Consider the following 19,469-nt stretch of genomic DNA (forward strand, 5'->3'; position numbering starts at 1 on the left):
CGCCGCTCACGGATCGAGCGTGGGCGCGGGCCGCAGCGGCTCGCCGTTGAGTGCGGTGGCACCGTCGAGGTCCCACCAGAGCCCGCCGCCGGCCCGCACGTACGCATGCCAGGCACCGACCGCCCCGCCCGTGTCGAGCGCGTCGGCGACGGCATTGAGATAGGCGGCAAGGGACGGCCAGGCGTCGTCGAAGTGGGCCGGATTGTCGTGCGGCGCGAAGCCGACGCGGCCGTGGCCCGGTCCGGGGCGCAGGTCGATGACCTGCAGGTCACCGTCGGCGTCGCCGAACGGCAGCCACCGCTCGTGCCACCACGGCTCCGCCCCGGCGGTATACGGCGTGAAACCGTCGACGTCCGGCGCGATCTCCATCCGGATCCGGTACTGCTCGACGATGCCGGCCGCGGACAGCGGCGGAGCCTCCGGCAGGACGTTCGCCCATTCGGTCAGGCCGTCGTGGCGGCGCAGCGACTCGACCAGTTCGGCCGGGAACGGCAGGCCGACCTCGAGCGCGGCGGCGTCGATCGCGTCCCGCGTCGCGGGCGGCGCGAGGACGGTGAGGCTGCCCGGGGTGTACCGCCGCATCCAGTCCTCGATGCGGGCCCACGCTGCGGCTACCGGCGTCACCGGCGCAGTGTACGGAATCCGCGCAGCACCGCCTCGGCGACGACCAGGTCCTCCCACGACATGCCGACGCTCTTGAACACCAGCGGCCGCCCCGGATCCGGCCGGGTGCGGCCGGTGACGACGTCGCGCATCGGCACCAGGTCCGCCGCTCGCAGCGCGCCCTCGTCCAGGGCCTGCACCACGTCACCGGCCTCGCGCTGGGCGGTGGCGACGTCCTCGACGACGACGGTGGCCCGGGCGAGGAGCGCGCCCGGGAGTTCCCTGGCGTCGGGTTCGTGCGAGCCGACCGCGATGACGGTGGCGGTGGCGGCGATCAGGTCGGCGTCGAACAGCGGTGCCCTGGCCGAGGTCGCGCACACCACGACGTCGGCGGCGCGCAGGACGTCGGGGACGCGCGGGTCGTCCAGGGCCACGACCTCGGCGCCGTCGACGGGCCGCACCCGCGACGGGTCGCGGACCAGGTGACGCACCGGGCCGAGTCGACGGTGCGGCGCCAGGGCCGCCGCCAGGGTGGCGACGTGCCCGTGCGCCTGCGGCCCGCCCCCGAAGACCGCGACCGCGGCGTCGGCCGGCAACCGTGCGGCGCCCGCGGCGCCGGCCAGCAACCGCGGGGCGACGGCCGCGACCGACACGGCGGGCGTGCGCAGCGTCGTGAGCGCGGTGCCGTCCAGGACCGCGACCAGGCCGAGCGTGTCGGCGTCGAAGAGCAGGTAGGAGGCCTGGACGCGAGGCATCCCGCGGGCGGGGTTGCCCGGCGCCACGGTGACGACCTTGACTCCCACGTGGCCGCCGCCTTCAGCAGTACCGCGGGCGCCTTCGGACGGCATGAGCAGGAACTGCCCGGAGCGCAGCGGCACTGCCTGGCGGGGCAGGTCGGCGGCCGGGTCCAGCCCGCCGGTGAGCGCGGCGGTGATCGCCGCGACGGCCGCGGAGGGCGCGCAGGACGCGAACACGGCGTCGGCGTCCAGCATCAGGGGCGTGCTCATCGCAGCACGAAACCCGGGACGAGCGGATCAGTGGGGTCGACGACGAACGTGTGCTCCCCGGTCCGGTGCGCGAGCCCGGTCACCTGCGGGACCACCGCCGCCCGGCCGCCGGCCGTGGTCGTGGCCACGACGGTGCCGGTGAAACTGGACCCCACGATCGACTCATGGTGCAGGACCGGGCCGCCGGCCGCCACGCGACCCTGGTCGGCCAGGACGGCCAGGCGGGCGCAGGTCCCCGACCCGCACGGGGAGCGGTCGACCTCACCGTCGGCGAACACGGTGACGTTGCGCTGACGCACCCGGCCGTCGCGGTCGCCGAGGTCCTCGTGCAGGATCGTGCCGTAGACGCCGCTGAGCCGCGGATCGGTCGGGTGCACGGCGTGCCCGGTGTCGTTCAGCGCCCACTTGACCTCCCGGCCGAGCGCGATCAGCTCCTGGTAGTGCGCCGGGTCCACGGACAGCCCCACGGTGCCGGCGTCGACGCAGGCGTAGATGGCCCCGCCGTAGGCGACGGTGACGGCGACGTCCCCGCGGGACGTGGCCACCGGGACGTCGCGGGCCAGCACGTAGCTGGGTACGTTGACGAAGTCGACCGCCGTCGTGCGGCCCGCGGCGCGGTGCACCCGGGCGGTGACCCGCCCCGACGGCACGTCGATGACCACGTCCACGCTGCCGTCGTCCGGCGCCGGCACCCGGCCGGTGTCCACCGCCCACGCGCCGAGGGCGATCGTGCCGTGCCCGCAGGCGGTGGAGAACCCGTCCTTGTGCCAGAACAGCACGCCCAGATGCGCGCCGGTGTCGTCGGCGGGGACGAGGAACCCGCCGTACATGTCGGCGTGCCCGCGCGGCTCGAAGCACAGCAGCTGCCGCAGGTGCTGTGCGGCCGGGCTGTCCAGGGCACGCACCCGCCGGTCGGCGACCGAGTCGCCGGGGAGCTCGACCGGCGGATCGGTGACGATCCTGAACGGCTCCCCGGCGGTGTGGTAGTCGCTCGTCGACACGCTCAGTGGGATCACCGGAGCATGGTCCCACCCGGCGGCGGTGTGCGGGGTCAGGTGGGCCAGCGACCGGTGGCCTTGCGGACGCTGACGGCGCCGCCGCGGTCCACGGCGGCCTTGACGACGGCGAAGATCGCGCCCTGCAACGCGGCCGCGGTGAGGATCTCGCCCCAGCCGCGGTCCTCGTCGGTGGCGTTCGGCGCGTCCCGGTCGTCCCCGATCATCTTCCACACCTGCTTGAAGATCAGCCCGGCCGCGAGCCCGGCGCCGGCGCCGAGCAGCAGCCCGACCGGCTTGTACGCGAGCTTTCCCACGATGCCGCTCATGAACGCCTCCTGCGCACCACGACGATGACCACACCGACGAACACGGCCGCCGCGACGATCGCGGCGAACGGCAACGGCCGCCGCCGCGCGGTGCCGGCCGCCGTGGTGACCTTCCCCGCGGCGGTGCCGGCGGCCTCACTGACCTTGACGGCCGCGGTGCCGGCGGCGGAACTGACCTTCCCGGCCGCGGTGCCGGCGGCCTCACTGACCTTGCCGGCGGCGGTGCCGGCCAGCTGCACGGCCTGGTCCCGTGCCGCGCCGACCTGCGCCTTGACCTGGTCGGCGGCCTGCACGGCGGCCTCTTTCGCCCGCGCCTTCACGTCCGCCTTGGCGGCCAGGGCCTCGACGGTGTCGCCGAGCTCCGCACGGGTCCGTGCGATCTCGGCCCGCAACCGCTCCGGATCCGCCGGGGTGTCTGCGCTCATGACGTCCGTCCTTCCCGGACCGCGGCCTTGACCGCGTCCACGTCCTGGTTGACGCCGGCGATGGCGTCGCTCGGCGCCAGCGGGGTGGCCTCGGCGAACTGCCGCCGGCCGAGCAGCGCCGCGACACCCGCGGCGGCGAACACGACCACCGTCACGACCAGCAGCGCCAGCCACAGCGGCCAGACCAGGTCCAGTGCGACGACCGTCAGGGCCAGCGCCAGGCCGAGCCCGTACAGCCCGAGCGCTGCCGCGCCGCCGAACAGCCCACCGCCGATGCCGGCGTGCCTGCCCTTGGCGACCAGCTCCGCCTTCGCCAGCGCGAGCTCGTCACGGACCAGGGTCGAGATCTGCTCGGCGATCCGGCTCACCAGCTCACCGGCGGACGCGTCCGCCGCGGAACGTTGATCTGACACGGCAGTCATCTCCTTCGACGTTGCCGCCGTGGTGCCCGCCGTGGCAGGTCGTCAAACGCACCGTCATCCAAGTCGATACTCCCAGCCCTCGGGCCGCCACTCGAAGTCGTCGGCGACGAGGTCCAGCACGGTGCGCCCGGTCGTCGCCCGCTCCAGCGCCCGGTACGTGGCGAGGTGGCCGATCAGCATGACCCGCTGCCCGGCCCACCTGCTCGGCAGGTCCGCGAGGAGCCCCGCCACCCGGGCAAGGGCCTGGCTGTGGCTCTCGCCGCCGGGGTACGGGCGGTCGCAGTGCGCCACGCGGTCCAGCTTCACGTCGGCCGCGGGTGAACCGTTGCGGGTGCCGAAGTCGCACTCGCGCAGGCGCCAGTCGTACAGGACGGGGATGCCGGTGCCGCCGAACGCGATCTGCGCCGTCTCCGCGGCCCGGCGCAGATCGGAGCTGAACACCGCGACGATGCCGTCGCCGCGCCGCCGCCGGCCCATCTCGGCGGCGTTGGCGCGGCCCTGGGCGCTGAGCCGGCCGGGCAGCCACCCCGTCGCGATGCCGCGTTCGTTGTCCTCGCTCAGCGCGTGGGTCTCGTACACGATCTCGATCGACATCCCGCGATGCTATGTCAGCCTTCCACGCCGCTGGAGGCGTGCGCGGCGCCGACCGGCCCGGACTCCGGGGAGCCGCGCGACCTGTCCCCGGCGCCGGATCGACGCAGAAAACGACGCAAGTTTGCTCCAGGTCTTTGCCGGACGACAAATGTCGGTTACCGTCGAACGCAGGGTCAGCGCGGCCACGCGTGGTTCCGCGGCACTCAAGCAACGGGTGCCCAGACGGAGCGCTTGACCGGCTTCCGGCGCGTTTCACCGCGCCCGCCTTCTGCTGCGCGTTCACCTTGTGAAGGGTTGATGCTCCATGTCTTCTGCCGTCGATTCATCCGCTGTCACCGGTTCGCCCGTTGTCGAGGAGGGCGCGCCGCGATTCGCGCCCGCGCCCCGGTCCGCGGCCCGGGAGGCGACGGACGCCGCCGCGATGTCGCTGCTGTCCCTGCTCGCCGACCTGCCCGCCGACAGCGCCGACCGGCAACGGATCCGCAACCGGCTGATCGAGCTGTACCTGCCGCTCGCCACGTACCTGGCCCAGCGCTTCCGCAACCGCGGCGAGCCCCTCGACGACCTCGTGCAGGTCGCCAACCTCGGCCTCGTCAAAGCCGTCGACCGGTTCGACCCCGACCACGGCGCGGCGTTCATCAGCTATGCCGTCCCGATGATCACCGGCGAGCTGAAGCGGCACTTCCGCGACAAGTGCTGGGACGTGCGTGTGCCCCGCCGCATCCAGGAGATGCGGATGCGGATCAGCCGGGTCACCGAGGAGCTCACCCACACCCTCGGCCGGTCGCCGACGGTCACCGACCTCGCCGCGTGCCTCGGCGCCACCGAGGAGGACGTCATCGAAGGCCTCGACGCCGGCCAGGCCTACCGGTCGCTGTCCCTGGACGCGCCCGTCCGCGGCGGCGAGGACGGCGTCACCGAACTCGGCGACATGCTCGGCAACGCCGACCCCGACCTCGAGCAGGTCGAGGCCCGCGAGGCCCTGCGGCCGCTGCTGGCCCGCCTGCCCGTCCGCGAGCAGCGGATCGTCACGCTGCGGTTCTTCGGCAACCTGACCCAGTCGCAGATCGCCGCCGAGCTCGGCATCTCCCAGATGCACGTCTCGCGCCTGCTTGCCGGCGCCCTCACCAAACTCCGGGCGGCGCTGCTCACCGGCTGACCGCCGGTGAGCGGCCGGGCCGCCGGTGAGCGCGCCATACTGCGCCTGTGGAGTACGTCGGCAAGGTGCCCGCCCCGCCGCTCGACCGGTTCATCGACGACATCTACTGCCTGAGCGGGGTGCCGCGGCACCGCCGGATGAACGTGCCGCCGATGCCGTCGGCGCACCTGTTCATCAACCTGGGCGGGCCGGTCCGGCTGTGGGACTCGGACCCCGCCGTGCCGCCCGCGGTGTTCGCCGACGGATGGTTCATGGGCGTCTGGACCCGCCGTTTCGTCGTCGAGTATCCGACGCCGGTGCGGGTCGTCGGGGTGCACTTCAAGCCGTGGGGGTTGGCGCCGTTCGTCGACGTGCCGGCGAGCGAGCTGCGGGACCGGTGGGTGCCGGTCGACGCCGTCTGGCAACGGTCGCTGGAGCGCATCCGTGACCGGGTCGCCGGCATCGCCTCGGCCGCCGGGGCACTGCGGGTGCTGGAGGAGGAGCTGCGGTCGCGGCTCGTCGCGGCGCCGCTGCGGGGGCTGGACCTGGTGCGGCACACGGGCGGGCGGCTGGAGACCTCCCACGGCGCGGTCCCGGTCGGTGCGCTGACCGACGCCGCCGGGGTGAGCGCCAACCGCCTGGCGACGCTGTTCAAGTCCCACGTCGGGGTCACCCCGAAGCGGGTGGCGCGGATCTACCGCTTCGCGCGGCTGATCGTCTCCGTGGACGCCCTGGGGGCTGTCGACTGGCCGCGGGTCGCCCACGCGGCGGGCTACTTCGACCAGGCCCATTTCAGCAGGGAGTTCAAGGACTTCACCGGCCACACCCCGACCGGTTACCTGGCGCTGCGGCGCCGGTTCCCCGCCGAGCCCGGGTTCCCGCCCGACCTCGGTCCGATGCCCGCCGAGTGATTTTCTACAAGCCTCCTCTCCTCCGCGGCGGCAGGATCGGGAGCGAGCGGTGCGAGCGAACTCGAGGAGAACCTTGTGGGCACGGTGATCATGCACAGCGTTGCGTCGGTGGACGGCTTCATCGCCGACGAGCACGACGACGTCGGGCCGCTGCACGACTGGTACTTCAACGGGGACACCCCGATCGTCCGGAGTGCTGAGCAGCAGTTCGACCACTCCGGAGCCGGCAGCCGGTTCAAGGTCTCACGGGCATCGGCGCCGTACGTCCGGTCGATGTGGGAGGGCATCGGCGCGATCGTCATGGGCCGTCACCTGTTCGACCTGGTGAACGGCTGGGAGGGCCGGCCGCCCGCGGGCGACCACGTGGTCGTGGTGTCGCACCGGCCCAAGCCGGAGGGCTGGCATCCCGAGGCGTCGTACCATTTCGTCGACGACGTGACGGCCGCGATCGGCAGGGCGCAGGAGCTCGCCGGGGACCGGACCGTCGCGGTGAACGCCGGCGACGTGGGCGGTCAGATCCTCGCGGCCGGCCTCGTGGACGAGGTGGCGATGGACGTGGTGCCGGTGGTGTTCGGTTCGGGCAGACGCTACTTCGGCGGCGTCGACGGCCAGCACCGGCTGGAGGATCCGCACGTGGTCATCCAGGGCGACGGGGTGCTGCACCTGCTGTTCAAGGTGCGCCGCCTCCCGGTGCCGTGACGCCGGTGCGGCCCGTGGACGCCGGGTTCGTGCTGGTGCACAGCCCGCTGGTGGGGCCGCTGACGTGGGCGCCGGTCGCCGCGGCGCTGACTGCGGCGGTCGTGCCGTCCCTGCTGGGTGTCACGGACGCACCGCCGCCGTTCTGGCCGGCGATCGCGCGGCGGGTCGCCGAAGCCGCGGACGGCCTGCCGGACGGCGTCCCGGTCGTCATCGCGGCGCACAGCAACGCCGGGTACTTCGTCCCGGTCATCGTGGAGGCGGTGCGCCGCCGCAGGCCGGTCGCCGGCTGCGTGTTCGTCGACGGGGCGCTGCCCGCGCGCACCGGCCCGACGCCGATCGTGGCGCCGATCCTGCCGGCCGCGACCGGTGGCCGGCTGCCGCCGTGGACGGCGTGGTGGCCCGACGCCGACGTCGCCCGGCTGTTCCCGGATCCGCGGACCAGGCATGCCGTCGAGGCCGAGGTGCCGCGCCTGCCGCTGACCTACTACCGGCAGGAGGTGCCCGTCCCGGCGGGCTGGGACACCGTGCCGTGCGGGTACCTGCGGTTCAGCGAGCACTACGCCCCGAAGGCGCAGGAGGCCCGGGCGCGGGGCTGGGACGTCGAGCACGCCCCCGGCCTGCACCTGCACCAGCTCGTGGACCCGGAGACGGTGGCCGCCCGCCTCACCGCGATGGCCGCCCGCTGGCAGGCATGACGACCAGCGCCGCGATCACGCCGGCGCCGGCCCCACGCTCGCCGTCCGGTGGTCAGCGGGCGCGCATCCGGTTGTTGCGGGCGTCGTGGGTCAGCTCGGCCAGGCCGAGTTCCTCCAGCAGCGGCGGCAGGTACATGCCGAAGCGCCCGCGGTAGCCCTTGCGCAGCCCGTACCAGCCGGCGACGGGGTTGTCGTCAGAGCGTCCCCACGCCTCGACCGTGCCGTCGGCGGCGGGCTTGTTCTCGTCGGCGGCGCCCAGCGGGACCCAGTCGCCCTGCTCCCGCAGCCACGCGTGCAGGTCCTCGATCGCCTGGAGCCGGTACGTCAGCCGGGTGCTCCCGACCTGGCAGACCAGCGCCGGAGGGTCGGCGTCCTCGTCGCGGTACATCGAATACTCCGACGATCCGGGTGGGGTCCGCAACACCCACGGGTCGTCCTTCGAACCGGCCGCCATGCCCGAACTGTAGGGCAGTCCCGCCCGCCCTGGCGCGTCGATCCGCCGACATGCACCCGGGCGGGGTCTTGACCCCGAGGCGCCGTAAGTCGTAGCTTACGGTTCGTGGCTACTTACCAAGCGGACGACGGCTGGGACGCGCTGGGGGATCCGACGCGGCGGGCGATCGTCGCGTGCCTCGCCGAGCGGCCGCGGGCCGTCGGCGAACTCGCCGAGGAGCTGCCGATCAGCCGGCCGGCGGTGTCCCAGCACCTGAAGGTGCTCAAGGACGCCGGGCTCGTCACCGACCGGGCCGTCGGCACCCGCCGGGTCTACCGGCTCAACCCCGCCGGCGTGGCCGCCCTGCGCGATCAGCTCGACACGTTCTGGGCCCGGGCGCTGGACGGCTACCAGGACGTCACCGAAGCACCTACCGAGGAGGGGTCATGACCGAAGCGACCGAGGTCGTCGTGCGCCGGCAGATCATCGTCGCGGCGCCGATCGAGCGGGCGTTCACCGTGTTCACCGAGGGGTTCGGCGACTTCAAGCCGCCGGAGCACAACCTGCTCGGCGCCGCGACCGTGGAGACCGTGTTCGAGCCGAAGGTCGGCGGGCACATCTACGACCGCGCGCCCGACGGCAGCGAGTGCCGGTGGGCGCGGGTGCTGGCCTACGACCCGCCGGACCGAGTCGTGTTCAGCTGGGACATCAGCCCGCAGTGGCAGCTGGAGACGGACGCCGGCAGCACCAGCGAGGTCGAGGTCGTCTTCATCGCCGAGACCCCGCAGCGCACCCGCGTCGAACTGGAGCACCGCCACCTCGACCGGCACGGCCCCGGCTGGCCGGCCGTCAGCGACGGCGTCGGCGGCGACGAGGGATGGCCGCTCTACCTGGCCCGCTACGGCGCCCTGTTCGCCGGCGGGATCTGAGCGTGCGGGGCGGGTCCGGGTTGGCCTCGCCCCACACGAGCATCGCATGCAGGATGCCGCTGAGGGTCTGGCCCTGCCCGGTCAGTGCATAGACCACCCGTGGCGGCACCCCGGCGCGCCCGCCCGTCCGTGGACCCCTGCGTCGAGCCGTTCGCCGCCGACCTGCTCGACCTGGACGCCCTCACCGCGGCGTACACCGGGGCCGCCGCCGTCATCGTCCAGTTGCCGTTGGATTTCGCCGCGGATGGGGTACGGCAGGCCGCCACCGTCCTGGCTGCGCTCGCCAAGTCCGGGGTGCCCCGGGCCGTGTTCAGCACCGGCGGCGGCATCCCGCCGGCCGAGCCGATCGGGGTGCCGTTCGTCGACGCGCGGGTCCGCCTGGCCGCCGGCCTGCCCGGCGCGGTGCCGCTCGCGTCGGTCGTCGGCCCGGCCAGCACCTACCTGGAGAACCTCGCCGCCGACTGGTCCCGCACGATCGTGCACGAGCACGGCGAGCTGCGGTACCCGCTGCCGCCGGACCTGCCGAACCCGTGGGTGGCGGCCGGCGACCTCGGCGCCGCGGTGGTCGAGCTGCTCACGGCGCCCGCGGCCGCCAGGCTCGTCGCCGGCCCGTCGGCGCTGACCGGTCCCGAGGTGGCCGCCGAGATCGAGGCGGCGACCGGCCGCCGGGTCCGCTGGCAGACGATCACGCCGCCGGAGTACGCGCGGATGCTTGCCCCGCACCTGGGCGAGGTGGCCGCGGCCGGGATCGCCGCGGTGTACGAGCACCCGGCGCCGCCGCCGGACCCGGCCCTCGTCGTGCCCGGCCGGACCACCGTGCGTGCCTGGGCGGCCGGTCAGGACTGGGCCGCCGGGCGGTGAGACCATGTCGCGATGATGTTCGAGGCTGACCAGCGCATCGTGTTCATCGGCGACAGCATCACCGACTGCGGGCGGCGTGACGTGCGCGCGCCGTACGGCGACGGCTACATGAGCCTGGTCCGGGCGCTCGTCACCGCCCGCTTCCCAGCCACCCCGCTGACCTGGGTCAACCGCGGCGTCGGCGGCGACACCGTGCGGGACCTGGCGGCGCGGTGGGAGCGGGACGCGGTCGGCGAGCGACCGGACTGGCTGGTCGTGATGATCGGCATCAACGATGTGTGGCGGGCGTTCATGGGCCGCCCCGACGAGGCCGTCCCGCTGCCGGAGTACGAGGCCACGCTGCGCACCCTGCTCCGGCGCGCGGTCGACGCCACCGGCTGCCGGCTGCTGCTGGCCGACCCGTACTTCATCGAACCGGACCTCACCGACCCGCAGCGCGCCGAGAGCGACCGGTACGTGGCCGCGGTCGGGCGGCTGGCGGCGGAGTTCGGCGCCCCGCACGTGGCGACGCAGCGTGCCTTCGACGACGTCCTGAAGGTCTCCCCGCCGGCGCTGTGGGCCGACGATCGAGTCCACCCGGGGCTGCCCGGCCACGCCGTCATCGCCGACGCCTTCATCGACGTCATCACCGGCTGACCGCGGCCACCGCCCGTTGCAGCCGGGGACACCTGCCCGCCGGCGTCGGGGTCCACCAGGTCGCCACGCTCCTCTGCGCGCCACGTGAACGACGGGTCGTCGAGGCGAGGACCCCGCTCGAGGTCGCCCGAAGCGATCCGCTGCCGGGTGCCGCTCGATCACGAGCCGCTCCATCGCCACGGCCACCTCTTGCGGGCGATGCGCCGGGCAGGCGGCCGCCGCGACGATCGTCCGGGAGACGAACGATCGCCGGGGGAGGGGGTACGCCAGCGCATGAGCGACTACCGGGTGCTCGCGGGGCAGGCGGTCGTCGTGATCGGTGGCAGCTCCGGCATCGGCCTGGAGACCGCCCGCCGCGCCCGCACCGAGGGCGCCGACGTCATCCTGACCGGCCGCGACCCGGGCCGCCTGGCGCAGGCCGCCGCCGAGCTCGGCACGGTGCACACCGGCGCGTTCGACGCCACCGACCCTGCCGCGCTCGCACGGTTCTTCGGCGACCTGCCCCGCCCCGTCGACCACGTCATGGTCACCGCGGGCCGCCCGTACTACGGCCGCGTCGCCGACGTCGACGTCGAGGCGGCACGCCGGTCGACGGACGAGCACCTGTGGCTGCCGATCAATGTGGCCCGCCACGCGCCCGGCGCGGTCCGCCCCGGCGGCACCCTGCTCTTCATGGGCGGCACCGGTGCCCGGCGACCCGGACCCGGGCTGACGTTCGCCGCGCTGGGCACCGCCGCGCTGCCCGCTGTGACCGCGAACCTGGCACTGGAGCTCGCGCCGATCCGCGTCAACCTCATCGCCGCCGGATTCGTCGACACGCCGCTGTCCGCGGCCCTGCTCGGCGACGACCTCGACCGCCGCCGCGAGCAGCTGCGCGCCACGCTGCCGATCCGCCGCGTCGTCGAACCGGGCGACGTCGCCGCCCTCGCACTGCACATCATGACGAACGAAGCCCTCACCGGCGCCACGTACGACATCGACGGCGGCCAGCAGCTCATCGGCGGATGACCGCCGCGCCGGCGCCTACCGGCTGGGGCGTCGTCAACGAGGCACCCGACCCGGGCGCCGGGTAGCCGTAGCGGGCGCGGTGGGGGCGGCACCACCGCCGGGACGCAGGGCAGCGGGATCGAAGTGGGTCGTTGCGCGCCATAGCGTCGCCGGTATGAGATTGCTCAGGTACACGATGATCCTCGGGCTGGTACTGGTGGCGGGCGCGTCGAGCGCCGCGGTCGCCGTGGCGCAGCCGGCAGGGGGCGACGACGGCGGTCGAGGCGACGTCGTGGCGGTGCAGCCGCTGCGTGGTCTCGACGCGGAGGCGGTACGCGGCACGCTTGCCGAGGCGCGGTTCGGCACCGGCGACGTCCGGTTCGGCGTCGACGCATTCCAGGTGCTGTACCGCACGATCGACGCGCGGCGGCAGGCGACGGTCGCCAGCGGGCTGCTGGTCCTGCCGCGCAGCGGCGAGCGGCAGCTGCGGGTGGTGTCGTACGCGCACGGCACGGAGCTCAACCGGACCGACGCGCCGTCGATGTGGCGCGACGGCTGGGCGGTGGGACCGGCGCTGGCGTACGCGTCGGCCGGGTTCGCCGCCGTCGCGCCGGACTACCTCGGCATGGGGCTCGGACCCGGCCCGCACCCGTTCCTCAACGCCACGACCGAGGCGTCGGCGTCGCTGGACCTGCTGCGCGCCGCGCGGACCGTGGCCGCGGGGCAGCGGAGGGCCTTGCGGCGGGAGGTGTACGTGACCGGCTTCTCGCAGGGCGGCAGCGCCGCGACCGCGCTCGGCGGGACCCTCGAACGCGGCGCCGACGACTGGTTCCGGCTGGGCGCCCTCGCCCCGATCGCCGGAGCGTTCGACGTGCGCGGCACCGAACTGCCGGCGCTGATCGGCGGGGCCGTGGCACCGCCGTACAACGTCGGCTACACGGCCTACCTGGTCGTGGCGTGGAACCGGCTGCACGGGCTGTACCAGCGGCCCGAGGAGTTCTTCGCCGCGCCGTACGCCGCGACGGTGGAACGTCTCTACGACGGCGTGCACACCGGTGAGGACCTGGCCGCGACGCTGCCCGGCACCCCGGAGGAACTGTTCACGCCGCACGGGCTGGCCGTGCTGCGCCAACCGTCGGGTGCGTTCGCCGCCGCGCTGGCCGAGCACGACGCCTCCTGCGACGGCATCCGCGCGCCGGCCCGGCTGCTCGTGGACCGCGCCGACGAGCAGGTGCCGGTCGCCAACAGCGACTTCTGCGCCGCCCGCCTGCGGGCCGGTGCCGTCGTCGACCTCGGCACGCACCCGTACAACGACTCGGCGCACCTCGGCGCGAACATCGCCGGGACCGCGGCGGCCCTGGCCTGGTTCCGGCAGCTCGGCTGACCCCTGCCGCCCGGTGTGCCGCCCGGCCGCCGGGCGGCGCACCGGCGTGACGTGGCGGGTTTTCGGTACAGGTTGGGCGTTCGCCGGTGGAGCCGGTGCCCGCGGCGCATGGGCGTCCTGGACGCGATCCGCGAGCGGGAGACGAAGCTGCGCGGGATGTCGGTCGTCGACGGGAGCGGGGCGGAGCTCTTCCGGACCACGGAGCGCACGCTGACCGGCGGCCGGTTCGACGCTCCCGACGTCGAGATCCTGCGCGACGACCTCATCGCGACGCTGCACGCGGCGGCCGGCGGGGACGTCCGCTACGTGTTCGGCGACCGGATCACCGCACTGCGCCAGGACGCGCATGGCGTCGACGTGACGTTCGAGCGCGCCGCCGCGGGCAGGTTCGACCTCGTGGTCGGTGCCGACGGCGTGCACTCCGGGGTGCGCCGGCTGGTCTTCGGCCCCGAACAGCGGTTCCTGCGCTACATGGGTGGTTACGTCGCGGTGATGACCATCCCGGACTTCCTCGGGCTGGACCGCTGGCAGACGAGGAGCACGAGGCCGGCCCGGGCGGGTTCACGGACTACGGCGAACTCGTCGAGGACCACCCGCTGCGGGACTACCCGGCGGCAGCGTGATGCCGCGCCGCCTGGTACCGGCCGGGGGTCTGCCCGACGATGGCGCAGATCGCGTCGACGAAGCTGCTCGGGTTGGACCAGCCGCACAGCGTCGCGGTCTGCGCCACGGACCGGCCCAGCCACAGGAAGACCAGGGCGTGCTGGACGCGCAGCTGGGTGCGCCACTGGTGGAAGCTCATGCCGCCCCTCGACCGGGTCCAGCTCGACCTGGAGACGTTCCGGCATGCGATCACCATATGCTGCGGGTTCGCGCGTGTGCCGCTCAAGTACCGAAGCCTGAAGTGAGGAACGATGACCGGAATCGCCGGACGCCTGGCCGACCTCGCCAGTGGCGCAATGCTGGACACCGCCCGCGTCACCGGGCTCAGCCGCCTGTCGCCCGAGTTCGTCCGGGTGGGACTGTCGGCCGAGGCGTTCCGGAAGGCGACGTGGGTGCCCGGGGCGAAGCTGCAGCTGCGGCCGCGGCGCGGCTCGATGAGCCTGCGCACCTATACACCCGTCAGCTGGGACGCCGCCGAGGGCGTGACGGAGCTGATCGCGTACACCCACGGGGACGGACCGGCGGCGCAGTGGTTCGGGCAGGTGGCGCACGGCCAGCCGAGTGAGGTCATGGGGCCGCGCCGCTCGATCGACCTGCGTGAGGCGACCGGCCCGGTGCTGTTCGTCGGCGACGAGTCCAGCGTGGCGCTCGCCTGCGCGCTGCGGACGGTGACCGGCGACGCGTCGCACGTCTTCGAGGCACGCGACCCCGCCGGGCTCACCGACGTGCTCGCCCAGCTGGGGATCACCGAACGGGTGGCGGTGGTCGCCAAGGCCGCCGACCGTGCCGAGGTGCTCGGTCGGGCACGCGACGCCGCCGCCGAGGCGCCGTACACCCTCGTCGTCACCGGCGACGCGGCGACGGTGCACGCGGTGCGCCGGGACACCCGTGGGTGGCAGCGCAAGCCCCGGCAGGTCAAGGGCAAGGCGTACTGGGCCGAGGGGCGCGCGGGCCTCGACTGACGCCGGGGTCAGCGGACCGGGTGGGTGTACAGGGCCGTCCGGCACCCGGTCTCGCCCGGCTCCAGCTGCACCGGGTCGAACCCGACGGCGCTGGTCGCCCCGTCCGCGGTCCGGATCATCACGACGCAGTCGCGCTGCGCCGGCACGCCCACCGCGGCGACGAGCGTGTCGCCGGCCGTCGCGGTGTCGACCGTGAAGCCCTCCTGAGGGAACGCCGCCCGGACCGTGCTCGCGAGCGTCGCCGGGGTGGCGGTGCGCAGCGCGGCGGCGAGGCGGTCCGAGGCGTCGCCGGGCAGCCGCAGCACCGGCGCCGCCGACGGCACCGCGGCGGTGGCGATCGCCGGGCACCGGATCCCGGTGTGCGCTGTGTCGCGATAGAGCCGCAGCGTGTACCGGTAGCACCGCGTCGCGCTGCCGGCCGAGTTGCCGCGCGCGCCGAAGGCGGCCGGGTGATACTCGGTCACCGTGACCGTGAACCGGACGTCGATGGTGGCCTGCTCGTCGGCGTAGACCCGGCCCGCCCAGGCCAGCGGCACCACCTGGGTCGCCTGCGGGCTCGCGCCGGCCCGCTGGTCCGCCTTCACCTCGGTCGCGGCGATGGACTCCGCGCCGCCGGGCCGGTTGCGGTAGCCGAGCCGGGCGTTGAGCCGCTGCGCCTGCTCCTCGGCGACATCCTGCGCCATCGCGTCCCCGTCGACCGGCTGGAACACCCGGTTCAGCCACACACAGCCGAACCCGCAGACCGCCACCAGGCCGACGGCCACCGACGTCAGCACCTTCGTCCGCATCGCCCCCATCGATGCACCGTAGCGCCGGCCCGCGGCGGGCAGCGGCCCGTGGCCGTGATCGTTATGATCGCCCGCATGACGGGGTTGGACGGCCAGGTCGACATGCTGCTGGCGGCGATGGACGCGCGTGATCCGGACGGGTTCGAGACCGCGCTGCCCGGCATCGCGCGTGCGGTGCCCGGCGCCCGGCCCGAGGAGGTCCAGGCCGCGCTCGTCCGGCTGGAACCGGCGCTGAGCCTGCCGTTCGGCATCGCCGGCAACCTGGCGCAGCTGGTCGGCAGCATGGCCGACTTCGGCACCGATCCGGCCGTGGTCGTGCCGACCCTCGTCGATCGGGCCGCGGCCGCGATGGAGTCGGCCGCCCGCTTCGCGCGGCTGCACCGGGAGGCGTTCGGCGATCCGCCGTCCTCGCAGGCGATCGACGAGATCGGCCCGACGGTGGAGCGGTTCGCCGGCGGGGCCGCCGGGCTCGGCCTGGACCCGCAGGAGGCCGAGCTGCTGGTGCAGGCGTGGTTCTGCGCCGACGACTGGGTCCAGCCGGTGCTGTACCTGTGCCAGCGCGCCGACGTGCGCGCCGCGCTGCCGCAGCGCGCCCGCCTCACCGCGGCGATCGAGCCCGTCCTCGACGTCTACGGCACCCCGCAATGGCTCGCCGGGCTGCTGAAGGTCCTCGACGACGAGCCGTTGCTGGTCCTGGACCGTGGCTTCGCCGGCACCGGCCGCGGCTACCGGGTGACGATCGGCGGCATCGGCGACAACTTCCAGCTGCACACGCTGCTCGCCGCGGCCCTGATCGGCGACCCGTCCCGCGGCCTGCTCCCAGGCCGCGCGCCGAGCGCGGTGGAGGCGGCCGCCGCCGGCACCGGCGAGGACCTGCAGCCGGCCGGCGGCCTGCGCGGCAACTGGAACCTGGTCGACGCCTACGGCGAGTGGATCTGGAACGAGGGCACCCCCGCCGACATCCCGCACCTCGACGGCGTCCGGGTGGTCGTGCTCGACCAGGAGCCCTACGCACGCAGCTGGAACACCGGCCGCCAGTATCCGCTGATGACCCCGCTGCTGCGCGTCGACGCCCCCGTCCCGGCCGACGAGGCGGCGGGCTGGCTGAGCCGGGTCAAGCCCCCGGCCCGCTGAGCGCCGCCCGGAAACCAGTGATCGACGACGGCGGATCTGCGGTACCGTTTGGGCCCGCAGACCTGGGGAGGCAGACGTGCCCGCGTCGCAACCGTCCAGAATGGACACACTGATCCCGGCGCCGGTCTCCGCGAGCCCGGCGCCCGCGGAGGACTTCGCGGTCACCGCGGCGACCGCCGTGCACGCCACCGACGACGCCGCCCCGGTGGCCGAGCACCTGGCCGAGGTGCTGCGCGCCGGCACCGGGCATCCCGTGCCGGTGCTCGCCGGCCCGGCGCCAGGCGGCGCGATCGCGCTGGTCCTGGACGCCGCCGCCGTCCCGCACCCGGAGGGCTACCGGCTGAGCGTCACGAGCCGGTCGGTGACGCTGACCGGGTCCACCCCGGCGGGCCTGTTCGCCGGGGTCCAGACGCTGCGCCAGCTGCTGCCGGCACGGGCCGGCACCGAGTGGGTCGTTGCCGGCGGCGAGGTGCGCGACCAGCCGCGGTTCGCGCACCGCGGGGCGATGCTGGACGTGTCGCGGCACTTCTACACCGTCGCGGAGGTCAAGCGGTTCATCGACCAGATCGCGCAGTACAAGCTCAATGTGCTGCACCTGCACCTCACCGACGACCAGGGCTGGCGCATCGAGATCCGCAGCTGGCCCCGGCTGGCGACGCACGGCGGCAGCACCCAGGTCGGCGGCGGCACCGGCGGCCACTACACGCAGGAGGAGTACCGGGACCTGGTCGCGTACGCGGCGAGCCGCCACGTGACCGTCATCCCCGAGATCGACGTGCCCGGCCACACCACGGCGGCGCTCGCGTCGTACCCGGAGCTCAACGCCGACGGGGTGGCACCCGAGCTGTTCACGGCCCGGGGCAACGCGACCGGGTTCAGCTCGCTGGCCACCGGCAAGGAGGTCACCTACCGGTTCGTCGAGGACGTGCTGCGGGAGGTGGCCGCGCTGACCCCGGGGGAGTACCTGCACCTGGGCACCGACGAGACGCACGCGACGCCCGAGGAGGGGCGCCTGGAGTTCATCGACCGGGTGCTGCCGATCGTCGCCCGGCTCGGCAAGTCGGTCATCGGCTGGCACGAGCTCCTCCGCTCGCCCGGGCTGCCGGTGTCCGCGGTCCCGCAGTACTGGGGCCGGGAGTCCAGCGACCCGCTGATGGCCGCCGCCGTCGCCCGCGGCAACCGGGTCCTGCTGTCCCCGGCGCACAAGGTGTACCTCGACATGAAGTACGACCTGAGCACGCCGATCGGCTACAAGTGGGCCGGCTGCATCGACGTCGCCGACATCTACGACTGGGACCCCGGCACCTACATGGACGGCGTGCCCGAGACGGCGGTGCTGGGCGTCGAGGGTCCACTGTGGTCGGAGACGCTCACGTCGTACGCCGACGTCGAATACATGGCGTTCCCGCGGCTCGCGGCCCTCGCCGAGGTGACCTGGTCGCCGTGGTCCACGCACGACTGGCCCGGGTTCGCCGCGCGGCTCGCGGCGCACGGCCCGCGCTGGGAGGCGCAGGAGGTCAACTTCTGCCGGTCGCCGCAGATCGCCTGGAGCACCTGAGCCGCGCGGCGGTGATGCCGGGCCGTCACGCCACCGGGGCGGGCGGCGCCGGGGGCAGGGCGGCGTAGCCGGCGAGCAGGATGTCGATCGCCTCCGTGAAGCGGGTGTCGAAGTCGAGGCCGGCCCTGGTGGCGATGACCTCGGTCAGGTTCGGGAACAGCGCCGGGTCCAGGTCGCCGGCGTGCTCGTCGAGGTCCGGCTCGGTGCCCTCGTGGCCCGGGGTCCGGCCGACCTCGGCGAGGGTGTGCCCGATCGTGAACGTCGCCACCACGTTGACCACGTCCATCGCCCGGCCCAGCGGCAGCCCGGCGGCGCGCATCGAGCCCAGCCAGCGCTCCGACATCTGCAACGCCTCCGGTGAGTTCACCGGGCGGGTCGCCGCGAGGGGCAGCACCCCGGGGTGCGCGCGCAGGGCCGCCCGCAGCGAGTGCGCGAACCGCCGCATCCACGGCACCCAGAGGTCCTGCGGCGGGTCCTGCAGGCCGGCGAACGCGAGCTCCATCACCCTGTCGACGAGCCCGTCGAGCAGCGCGGCCTTGTTCGGCACGTGCCGGTACAGCGACATCGCCTCGACGCCCAGGTGCGTGCCGAGCCTGCGCATCGACAGCGCGGGCAGCCCGTACGCGTCCAGGTACTCCAGCGCGCCGTCGAGGACGCGCTCGCGGCTCAACCCGGCCTTGGCGCCACCGCGGCGATCCGTCACCCGTGCCCCCTTGACCATGCTTACGGCGTAAGCCACGATAGCAGCATCCCCGATGCTTACAGCGTAAGCATCGCTTGTCGTGGAGGCAGACATGCTCGCGCTCGCCCTGACCCTGCTCCTGGCCGCCGTGGCCTACTTCCTGCTCGTCACGCTCGTCGACCTGTACCCGCTGAACAACGTCCGCGACGCCAAACGCTCCGAGCAGCGCACCGAGGTCGCCGTGAACGCGCCGATGATGACGCTGCCCGCCGTGCTGCTGGCCCTCGCGGCCGCGCTGTCATGGCCGGTCCTGGGCTACGTCGCCGGCGCACTGGAGCTGCTCTTTGCCGCCGGCGGTCTCGTGCTGTGGTGGATGCCGTACCTCATCGGCGTCACCGCACCGTGGGCGACCGCCGGCACCGGCACCACCTGGGCCGAGCTGCACGCCCGCACCTACGCGCAGACCCTGATCGTCCTGCCGCGCATCGGTGGGCGCCCCCGCCCGAACGTCGAGCACATGATCCTGCACGGCCTGATGCTGGCCGGCGCCGCCTGCGCCCTCGCCGCGTCCGCCCACCTGTGAGCCCGCGCCGTCCGTCAGGAGATCACGTCAGCCCCGCGTCGTGCTCAGGCC

At 74.3% G+C, this 19,469-nt stretch carries 26 protein-coding genes; 14 read left to right on the forward strand and 12 right to left on the reverse strand.

The genetic code is table 11. The annotated features are described in order from the left end of the window. Nucleotides 1-6: 6 nt before the first annotated feature. The 7 genes from OHA72_RS34195 to OHA72_RS34225 are packed head-to-tail and all read right to left on the reverse strand — an operon-like array spanning nt 7 to nt 4,375. On the reverse strand, nt 7-624 hold the full coding sequence (locus OHA72_RS34195) for an SMI1/KNR4 family protein (RefSeq protein WP_327000167.1): 618 nt from the start codon (nt 622-624) through the stop codon (nt 7-9). Next, nucleotides 621-1,610, reverse strand: coding sequence for an ornithine cyclodeaminase family protein (locus OHA72_RS34200; protein ID WP_327000168.1), 990 nt, complete (start codon nt 1,608-1,610; stop codon nt 621-623). The genes OHA72_RS34195 and OHA72_RS34200 overlap by 4 nt, the downstream gene beginning before the upstream one ends. Continuing rightward, nucleotides 1,607-2,626: a proline racemase family protein gene (locus OHA72_RS34205; protein WP_327000169.1), complete on the reverse strand. Its 1,020-nt coding sequence runs from the start codon at nt 2,624-2,626 to the stop codon at nt 1,607-1,609. Before OHA72_RS34205 ends, OHA72_RS34200 begins: the two co-directional genes overlap by 4 nt. Nucleotides 2,627-2,661: 35 nt before the next feature. Continuing rightward, nucleotides 2,662-2,934: a DUF4235 domain-containing protein gene (locus OHA72_RS34210; protein WP_327000170.1), complete on the reverse strand. Its 273-nt coding sequence runs from the start codon at nt 2,932-2,934 to the stop codon at nt 2,662-2,664. Beyond that, nucleotides 2,931-3,359: a DUF3618 domain-containing protein gene (locus OHA72_RS34215; protein ID WP_327000171.1), complete on the reverse strand. Its 429-nt coding sequence runs from the start codon at nt 3,357-3,359 to the stop codon at nt 2,931-2,933. The genes OHA72_RS34210 and OHA72_RS34215 overlap by 4 nt, the downstream gene beginning before the upstream one ends. Then, complete coding sequence (locus OHA72_RS34220; protein ID WP_327000172.1) at nt 3,356-3,781, reverse strand: phage holin family protein; 426 nt, start codon at nt 3,779-3,781, stop codon at nt 3,356-3,358. The genes OHA72_RS34215 and OHA72_RS34220 overlap by 4 nt, the downstream gene beginning before the upstream one ends. Nucleotides 3,782-3,835: 54 nt before the next feature. Next, the gene (locus tag OHA72_RS34225) at nt 3,836-4,375 is read right to left on the reverse strand and encodes a histidine phosphatase family protein (protein WP_327000173.1); all 540 of its coding nucleotides are present in this window, start codon (nt 4,373-4,375) and stop codon (nt 3,836-3,838) included. Nucleotides 4,376-4,679: 304 nt separating this feature from the next. Here OHA72_RS34225 and OHA72_RS34230 point away from each other — a divergent pair, with 304 nt between their 5' ends. The 4 genes from OHA72_RS34230 to OHA72_RS34245 all read left to right on the forward strand — a co-directional run bounded on the left by OHA72_RS34230 (nt 4,680) and on the right by OHA72_RS34245 (nt 7,818). Continuing rightward, nucleotides 4,680-5,534 carry an RNA polymerase sigma factor SigF gene (locus OHA72_RS34230; RefSeq protein WP_327000174.1) on the forward strand — a complete coding sequence of 285 codons (855 nt, stop codon included), beginning with the start codon at nt 4,680-4,682 and terminating at the stop codon, nt 5,532-5,534. Between the two features lie 47 nt (nt 5,535-5,581). After that, nucleotides 5,582-6,424, forward strand: coding sequence for a helix-turn-helix domain-containing protein (locus OHA72_RS34235; protein ID WP_327000175.1), 843 nt, complete (start codon nt 5,582-5,584; stop codon nt 6,422-6,424). Between the two features lie 75 nt (nt 6,425-6,499). Next, nucleotides 6,500-7,123 carry a dihydrofolate reductase family protein gene (locus OHA72_RS34240; protein WP_327000176.1) on the forward strand — a complete coding sequence of 208 codons (624 nt, stop codon included), beginning with the start codon at nt 6,500-6,502 and terminating at the stop codon, nt 7,121-7,123. 5 nt (nt 7,124-7,128) lie between these two features. Continuing rightward, entirely contained in the window at nt 7,129-7,818 is a 690-nt protein-coding gene (locus tag OHA72_RS34245) for an alpha/beta hydrolase (RefSeq protein ID WP_327000177.1), read from the forward strand. 52 nt (nt 7,819-7,870) lie between these two features. Here the strand turns inward: OHA72_RS34245 and OHA72_RS34250 are convergent, their stop codons facing one another. Beyond that, the gene (locus OHA72_RS34250; protein WP_327000178.1) at nt 7,871-8,272 is read right to left on the reverse strand and encodes a DUF6855 family protein; all 402 of its coding nucleotides are present in this window, start codon (nt 8,270-8,272) and stop codon (nt 7,871-7,873) included. 105 nt (nt 8,273-8,377) lie between these two features. On the opposite strand from OHA72_RS34250, the gene OHA72_RS34255 reads away from it, so the two are divergent. Together OHA72_RS34255 and OHA72_RS34260 are read left to right on the forward strand one after the other, a co-directional pair. After that, on the forward strand, nt 8,378-8,701 hold the full coding sequence (locus OHA72_RS34255; RefSeq protein WP_327000179.1) for an ArsR/SmtB family transcription factor: 324 nt from the start codon (nt 8,378-8,380) through the stop codon (nt 8,699-8,701). Continuing rightward, complete coding sequence (locus tag OHA72_RS34260) at nt 8,698-9,180, forward strand: SRPBCC family protein (RefSeq protein WP_327000180.1); 483 nt, start codon at nt 8,698-8,700, stop codon at nt 9,178-9,180. Before OHA72_RS34255 ends, OHA72_RS34260 begins: the two co-directional genes overlap by 4 nt. On the opposite strand, the gene OHA72_RS34265 is transcribed toward OHA72_RS34260, so the two are convergent. Continuing rightward, nucleotides 9,101-9,289, reverse strand: coding sequence for a winged helix-turn-helix transcriptional regulator (locus OHA72_RS34265; RefSeq protein ID WP_327000181.1), 189 nt, complete (start codon nt 9,287-9,289; stop codon nt 9,101-9,103). The genes OHA72_RS34260 and OHA72_RS34265 overlap by 80 nt on opposite strands. On the opposite strand from OHA72_RS34265, the gene OHA72_RS34270 reads away from it, so the two are divergent. The 4 genes from OHA72_RS34270 to OHA72_RS34285 all read left to right on the forward strand — a co-directional run bounded on the left by OHA72_RS34270 (nt 9,280) and on the right by OHA72_RS34285 (nt 13,048). Next, nucleotides 9,280-10,041, forward strand: coding sequence for an NmrA family NAD(P)-binding protein (locus OHA72_RS34270; protein ID WP_327000182.1), 762 nt, complete (start codon nt 9,280-9,282; stop codon nt 10,039-10,041). The genes OHA72_RS34265 and OHA72_RS34270 overlap by 10 nt on opposite strands. Before the next feature lie 12 nt (nt 10,042-10,053). Then, nucleotides 10,054-10,677 carry an SGNH/GDSL hydrolase family protein gene (locus OHA72_RS34275; protein ID WP_327000183.1) on the forward strand — a complete coding sequence of 208 codons (624 nt, stop codon included), beginning with the start codon at nt 10,054-10,056 and terminating at the stop codon, nt 10,675-10,677. A gap of 273 nt (nt 10,678-10,950) precedes the next feature. Beyond that, nucleotides 10,951-11,685 carry an SDR family oxidoreductase gene (locus OHA72_RS34280; RefSeq protein WP_327000184.1) on the forward strand — a complete coding sequence of 245 codons (735 nt, stop codon included), beginning with the start codon at nt 10,951-10,953 and terminating at the stop codon, nt 11,683-11,685. Between the two features lie 154 nt (nt 11,686-11,839). Then, on the forward strand, nt 11,840-13,048 hold the full coding sequence (locus OHA72_RS34285; protein ID WP_327000185.1) for an alpha/beta hydrolase family protein: 1,209 nt from the start codon (nt 11,840-11,842) through the stop codon (nt 13,046-13,048). A 604-nt stretch (nt 13,049-13,652) separates the two neighbouring features. Here the strand turns inward: OHA72_RS34285 and OHA72_RS34290 are convergent. Next, nucleotides 13,653-13,850, reverse strand: a complete 198-nt coding sequence (locus tag OHA72_RS34290; protein ID WP_327000186.1) for a helix-turn-helix domain-containing protein — start codon at nt 13,848-13,850, stop codon at nt 13,653-13,655. Nucleotides 13,851-13,962: 112 nt separating this feature from the next. Between OHA72_RS34290 and OHA72_RS34295 the strand changes: the two genes are divergently transcribed. After that, nucleotides 13,963-14,673: a siderophore-interacting protein gene (locus tag OHA72_RS34295; protein ID WP_327000187.1), complete on the forward strand. Its 711-nt coding sequence runs from the start codon at nt 13,963-13,965 to the stop codon at nt 14,671-14,673. An 8-nt stretch (nt 14,674-14,681) separates the two neighbouring features. Here OHA72_RS34295 and OHA72_RS34300 read toward each other — a convergent pair whose 3' ends face one another. Then, on the reverse strand, nt 14,682-15,470 hold the full coding sequence (locus OHA72_RS34300; RefSeq protein WP_327000188.1) for a hypothetical protein: 789 nt from the start codon (nt 15,468-15,470) through the stop codon (nt 14,682-14,684). A 66-nt stretch (nt 15,471-15,536) separates the two neighbouring features. Between OHA72_RS34300 and OHA72_RS34305 the strand changes: the two genes are divergently transcribed. Both OHA72_RS34305 and OHA72_RS34310 read left to right on the forward strand, forming a co-directional pair. Beyond that, the gene (locus OHA72_RS34305) at nt 15,537-16,595 is read left to right on the forward strand and encodes a hypothetical protein (RefSeq protein ID WP_327000189.1); all 1,059 of its coding nucleotides are present in this window, start codon (nt 15,537-15,539) and stop codon (nt 16,593-16,595) included. Nucleotides 16,596-16,695: 100 nt separating this feature from the next. Beyond that, nucleotides 16,696-18,153 (forward strand): beta-N-acetylhexosaminidase, encoded by a 1,458-nt coding sequence (locus OHA72_RS34310; protein WP_327000190.1) that lies wholly within the window; start codon nt 16,696-16,698, stop codon nt 18,151-18,153. A gap of 25 nt (nt 18,154-18,178) precedes the next feature. Here OHA72_RS34310 and OHA72_RS34315 read toward each other — a convergent pair whose 3' ends face one another. Then, nucleotides 18,179-18,856, reverse strand: a complete 678-nt coding sequence (locus OHA72_RS34315) for a TetR/AcrR family transcriptional regulator C-terminal domain-containing protein (RefSeq protein WP_327000191.1) — start codon at nt 18,854-18,856, stop codon at nt 18,179-18,181. Between the two features lie 91 nt (nt 18,857-18,947). Between OHA72_RS34315 and OHA72_RS34320 the strand changes: the two genes are divergently transcribed. Continuing rightward, complete coding sequence (locus OHA72_RS34320) at nt 18,948-19,418, forward strand: hypothetical protein (protein ID WP_327000192.1); 471 nt, start codon at nt 18,948-18,950, stop codon at nt 19,416-19,418. The last annotated feature ends 51 nt before the right edge of the window (nt 19,419-19,469 follow it).

Origin of the sequence: Dactylosporangium sp. NBC_01737 (assembly GCF_035963215.1) — a bacterium.
Taxonomy (GTDB): Bacteria; Actinomycetota; Actinomycetes; order Mycobacteriales; family Micromonosporaceae; genus Dactylosporangium.

Bases quoted from the DNA above. Each gene is read 5' to 3' on its own strand.
- OHA72_RS34300 (WP_327000188.1), bottom strand. From the start codon at position 15,470: ATGGGGGCGATGCGGACGAAGGTGCTGACGTCGGTGGCCGTCGGCCTG.
- OHA72_RS34250 (WP_327000178.1), bottom strand. From the start codon at position 8,272: ATGGCGGCCGGTTCGAAGGACGACCCGTGGGTGTTGCGGACCCCACCC.
- OHA72_RS34230 (WP_327000174.1), top strand. From the start codon at position 4,680: ATGTCTTCTGCCGTCGATTCATCCGCTGTCACCGGTTCGCCCGTTGTC.
- OHA72_RS34285 (WP_327000185.1), top strand. From the start codon at position 11,840: ATGAGATTGCTCAGGTACACGATGATCCTCGGGCTGGTACTGGTGGCG.
- OHA72_RS34310 (WP_327000190.1), top strand. From the start codon at position 16,696: ATGGACACACTGATCCCGGCGCCGGTCTCCGCGAGCCCGGCGCCCGCG.
- OHA72_RS34260 (WP_327000180.1), top strand. From the start codon at position 8,698: ATGACCGAAGCGACCGAGGTCGTCGTGCGCCGGCAGATCATCGTCGCG.
- OHA72_RS34220 (WP_327000172.1), bottom strand. From the start codon at position 3,781: ATGACTGCCGTGTCAGATCAACGTTCCGCGGCGGACGCGTCCGCCGGT.
- OHA72_RS34210 (WP_327000170.1), bottom strand. From the start codon at position 2,934: ATGAGCGGCATCGTGGGAAAGCTCGCGTACAAGCCGGTCGGGCTGCTG.
- OHA72_RS34290 (WP_327000186.1), bottom strand. From the start codon at position 13,850: ATGAGCTTCCACCAGTGGCGCACCCAGCTGCGCGTCCAGCACGCCCTG.
- OHA72_RS34320 (WP_327000192.1), top strand. From the start codon at position 18,948: ATGCTCGCGCTCGCCCTGACCCTGCTCCTGGCCGCCGTGGCCTACTTC.
- OHA72_RS34275 (WP_327000183.1), top strand. From the start codon at position 10,054: ATGATGTTCGAGGCTGACCAGCGCATCGTGTTCATCGGCGACAGCATC.
- OHA72_RS34225 (WP_327000173.1), bottom strand. From the start codon at position 4,375: ATGTCGATCGAGATCGTGTACGAGACCCACGCGCTGAGCGAGGACAAC.
- OHA72_RS34305 (WP_327000189.1), top strand. From the start codon at position 15,537: ATGACGGGGTTGGACGGCCAGGTCGACATGCTGCTGGCGGCGATGGAC.
- OHA72_RS34215 (WP_327000171.1), bottom strand. From the start codon at position 3,359: ATGAGCGCAGACACCCCGGCGGATCCGGAGCGGTTGCGGGCCGAGATC.
- OHA72_RS34295 (WP_327000187.1), top strand. From the start codon at position 13,963: ATGACCGGAATCGCCGGACGCCTGGCCGACCTCGCCAGTGGCGCAATG.
- OHA72_RS34200 (WP_327000168.1), bottom strand. From the start codon at position 1,610: ATGAGCACGCCCCTGATGCTGGACGCCGACGCCGTGTTCGCGTCCTGC.
- OHA72_RS34280 (WP_327000184.1), top strand. From the start codon at position 10,951: ATGAGCGACTACCGGGTGCTCGCGGGGCAGGCGGTCGTCGTGATCGGT.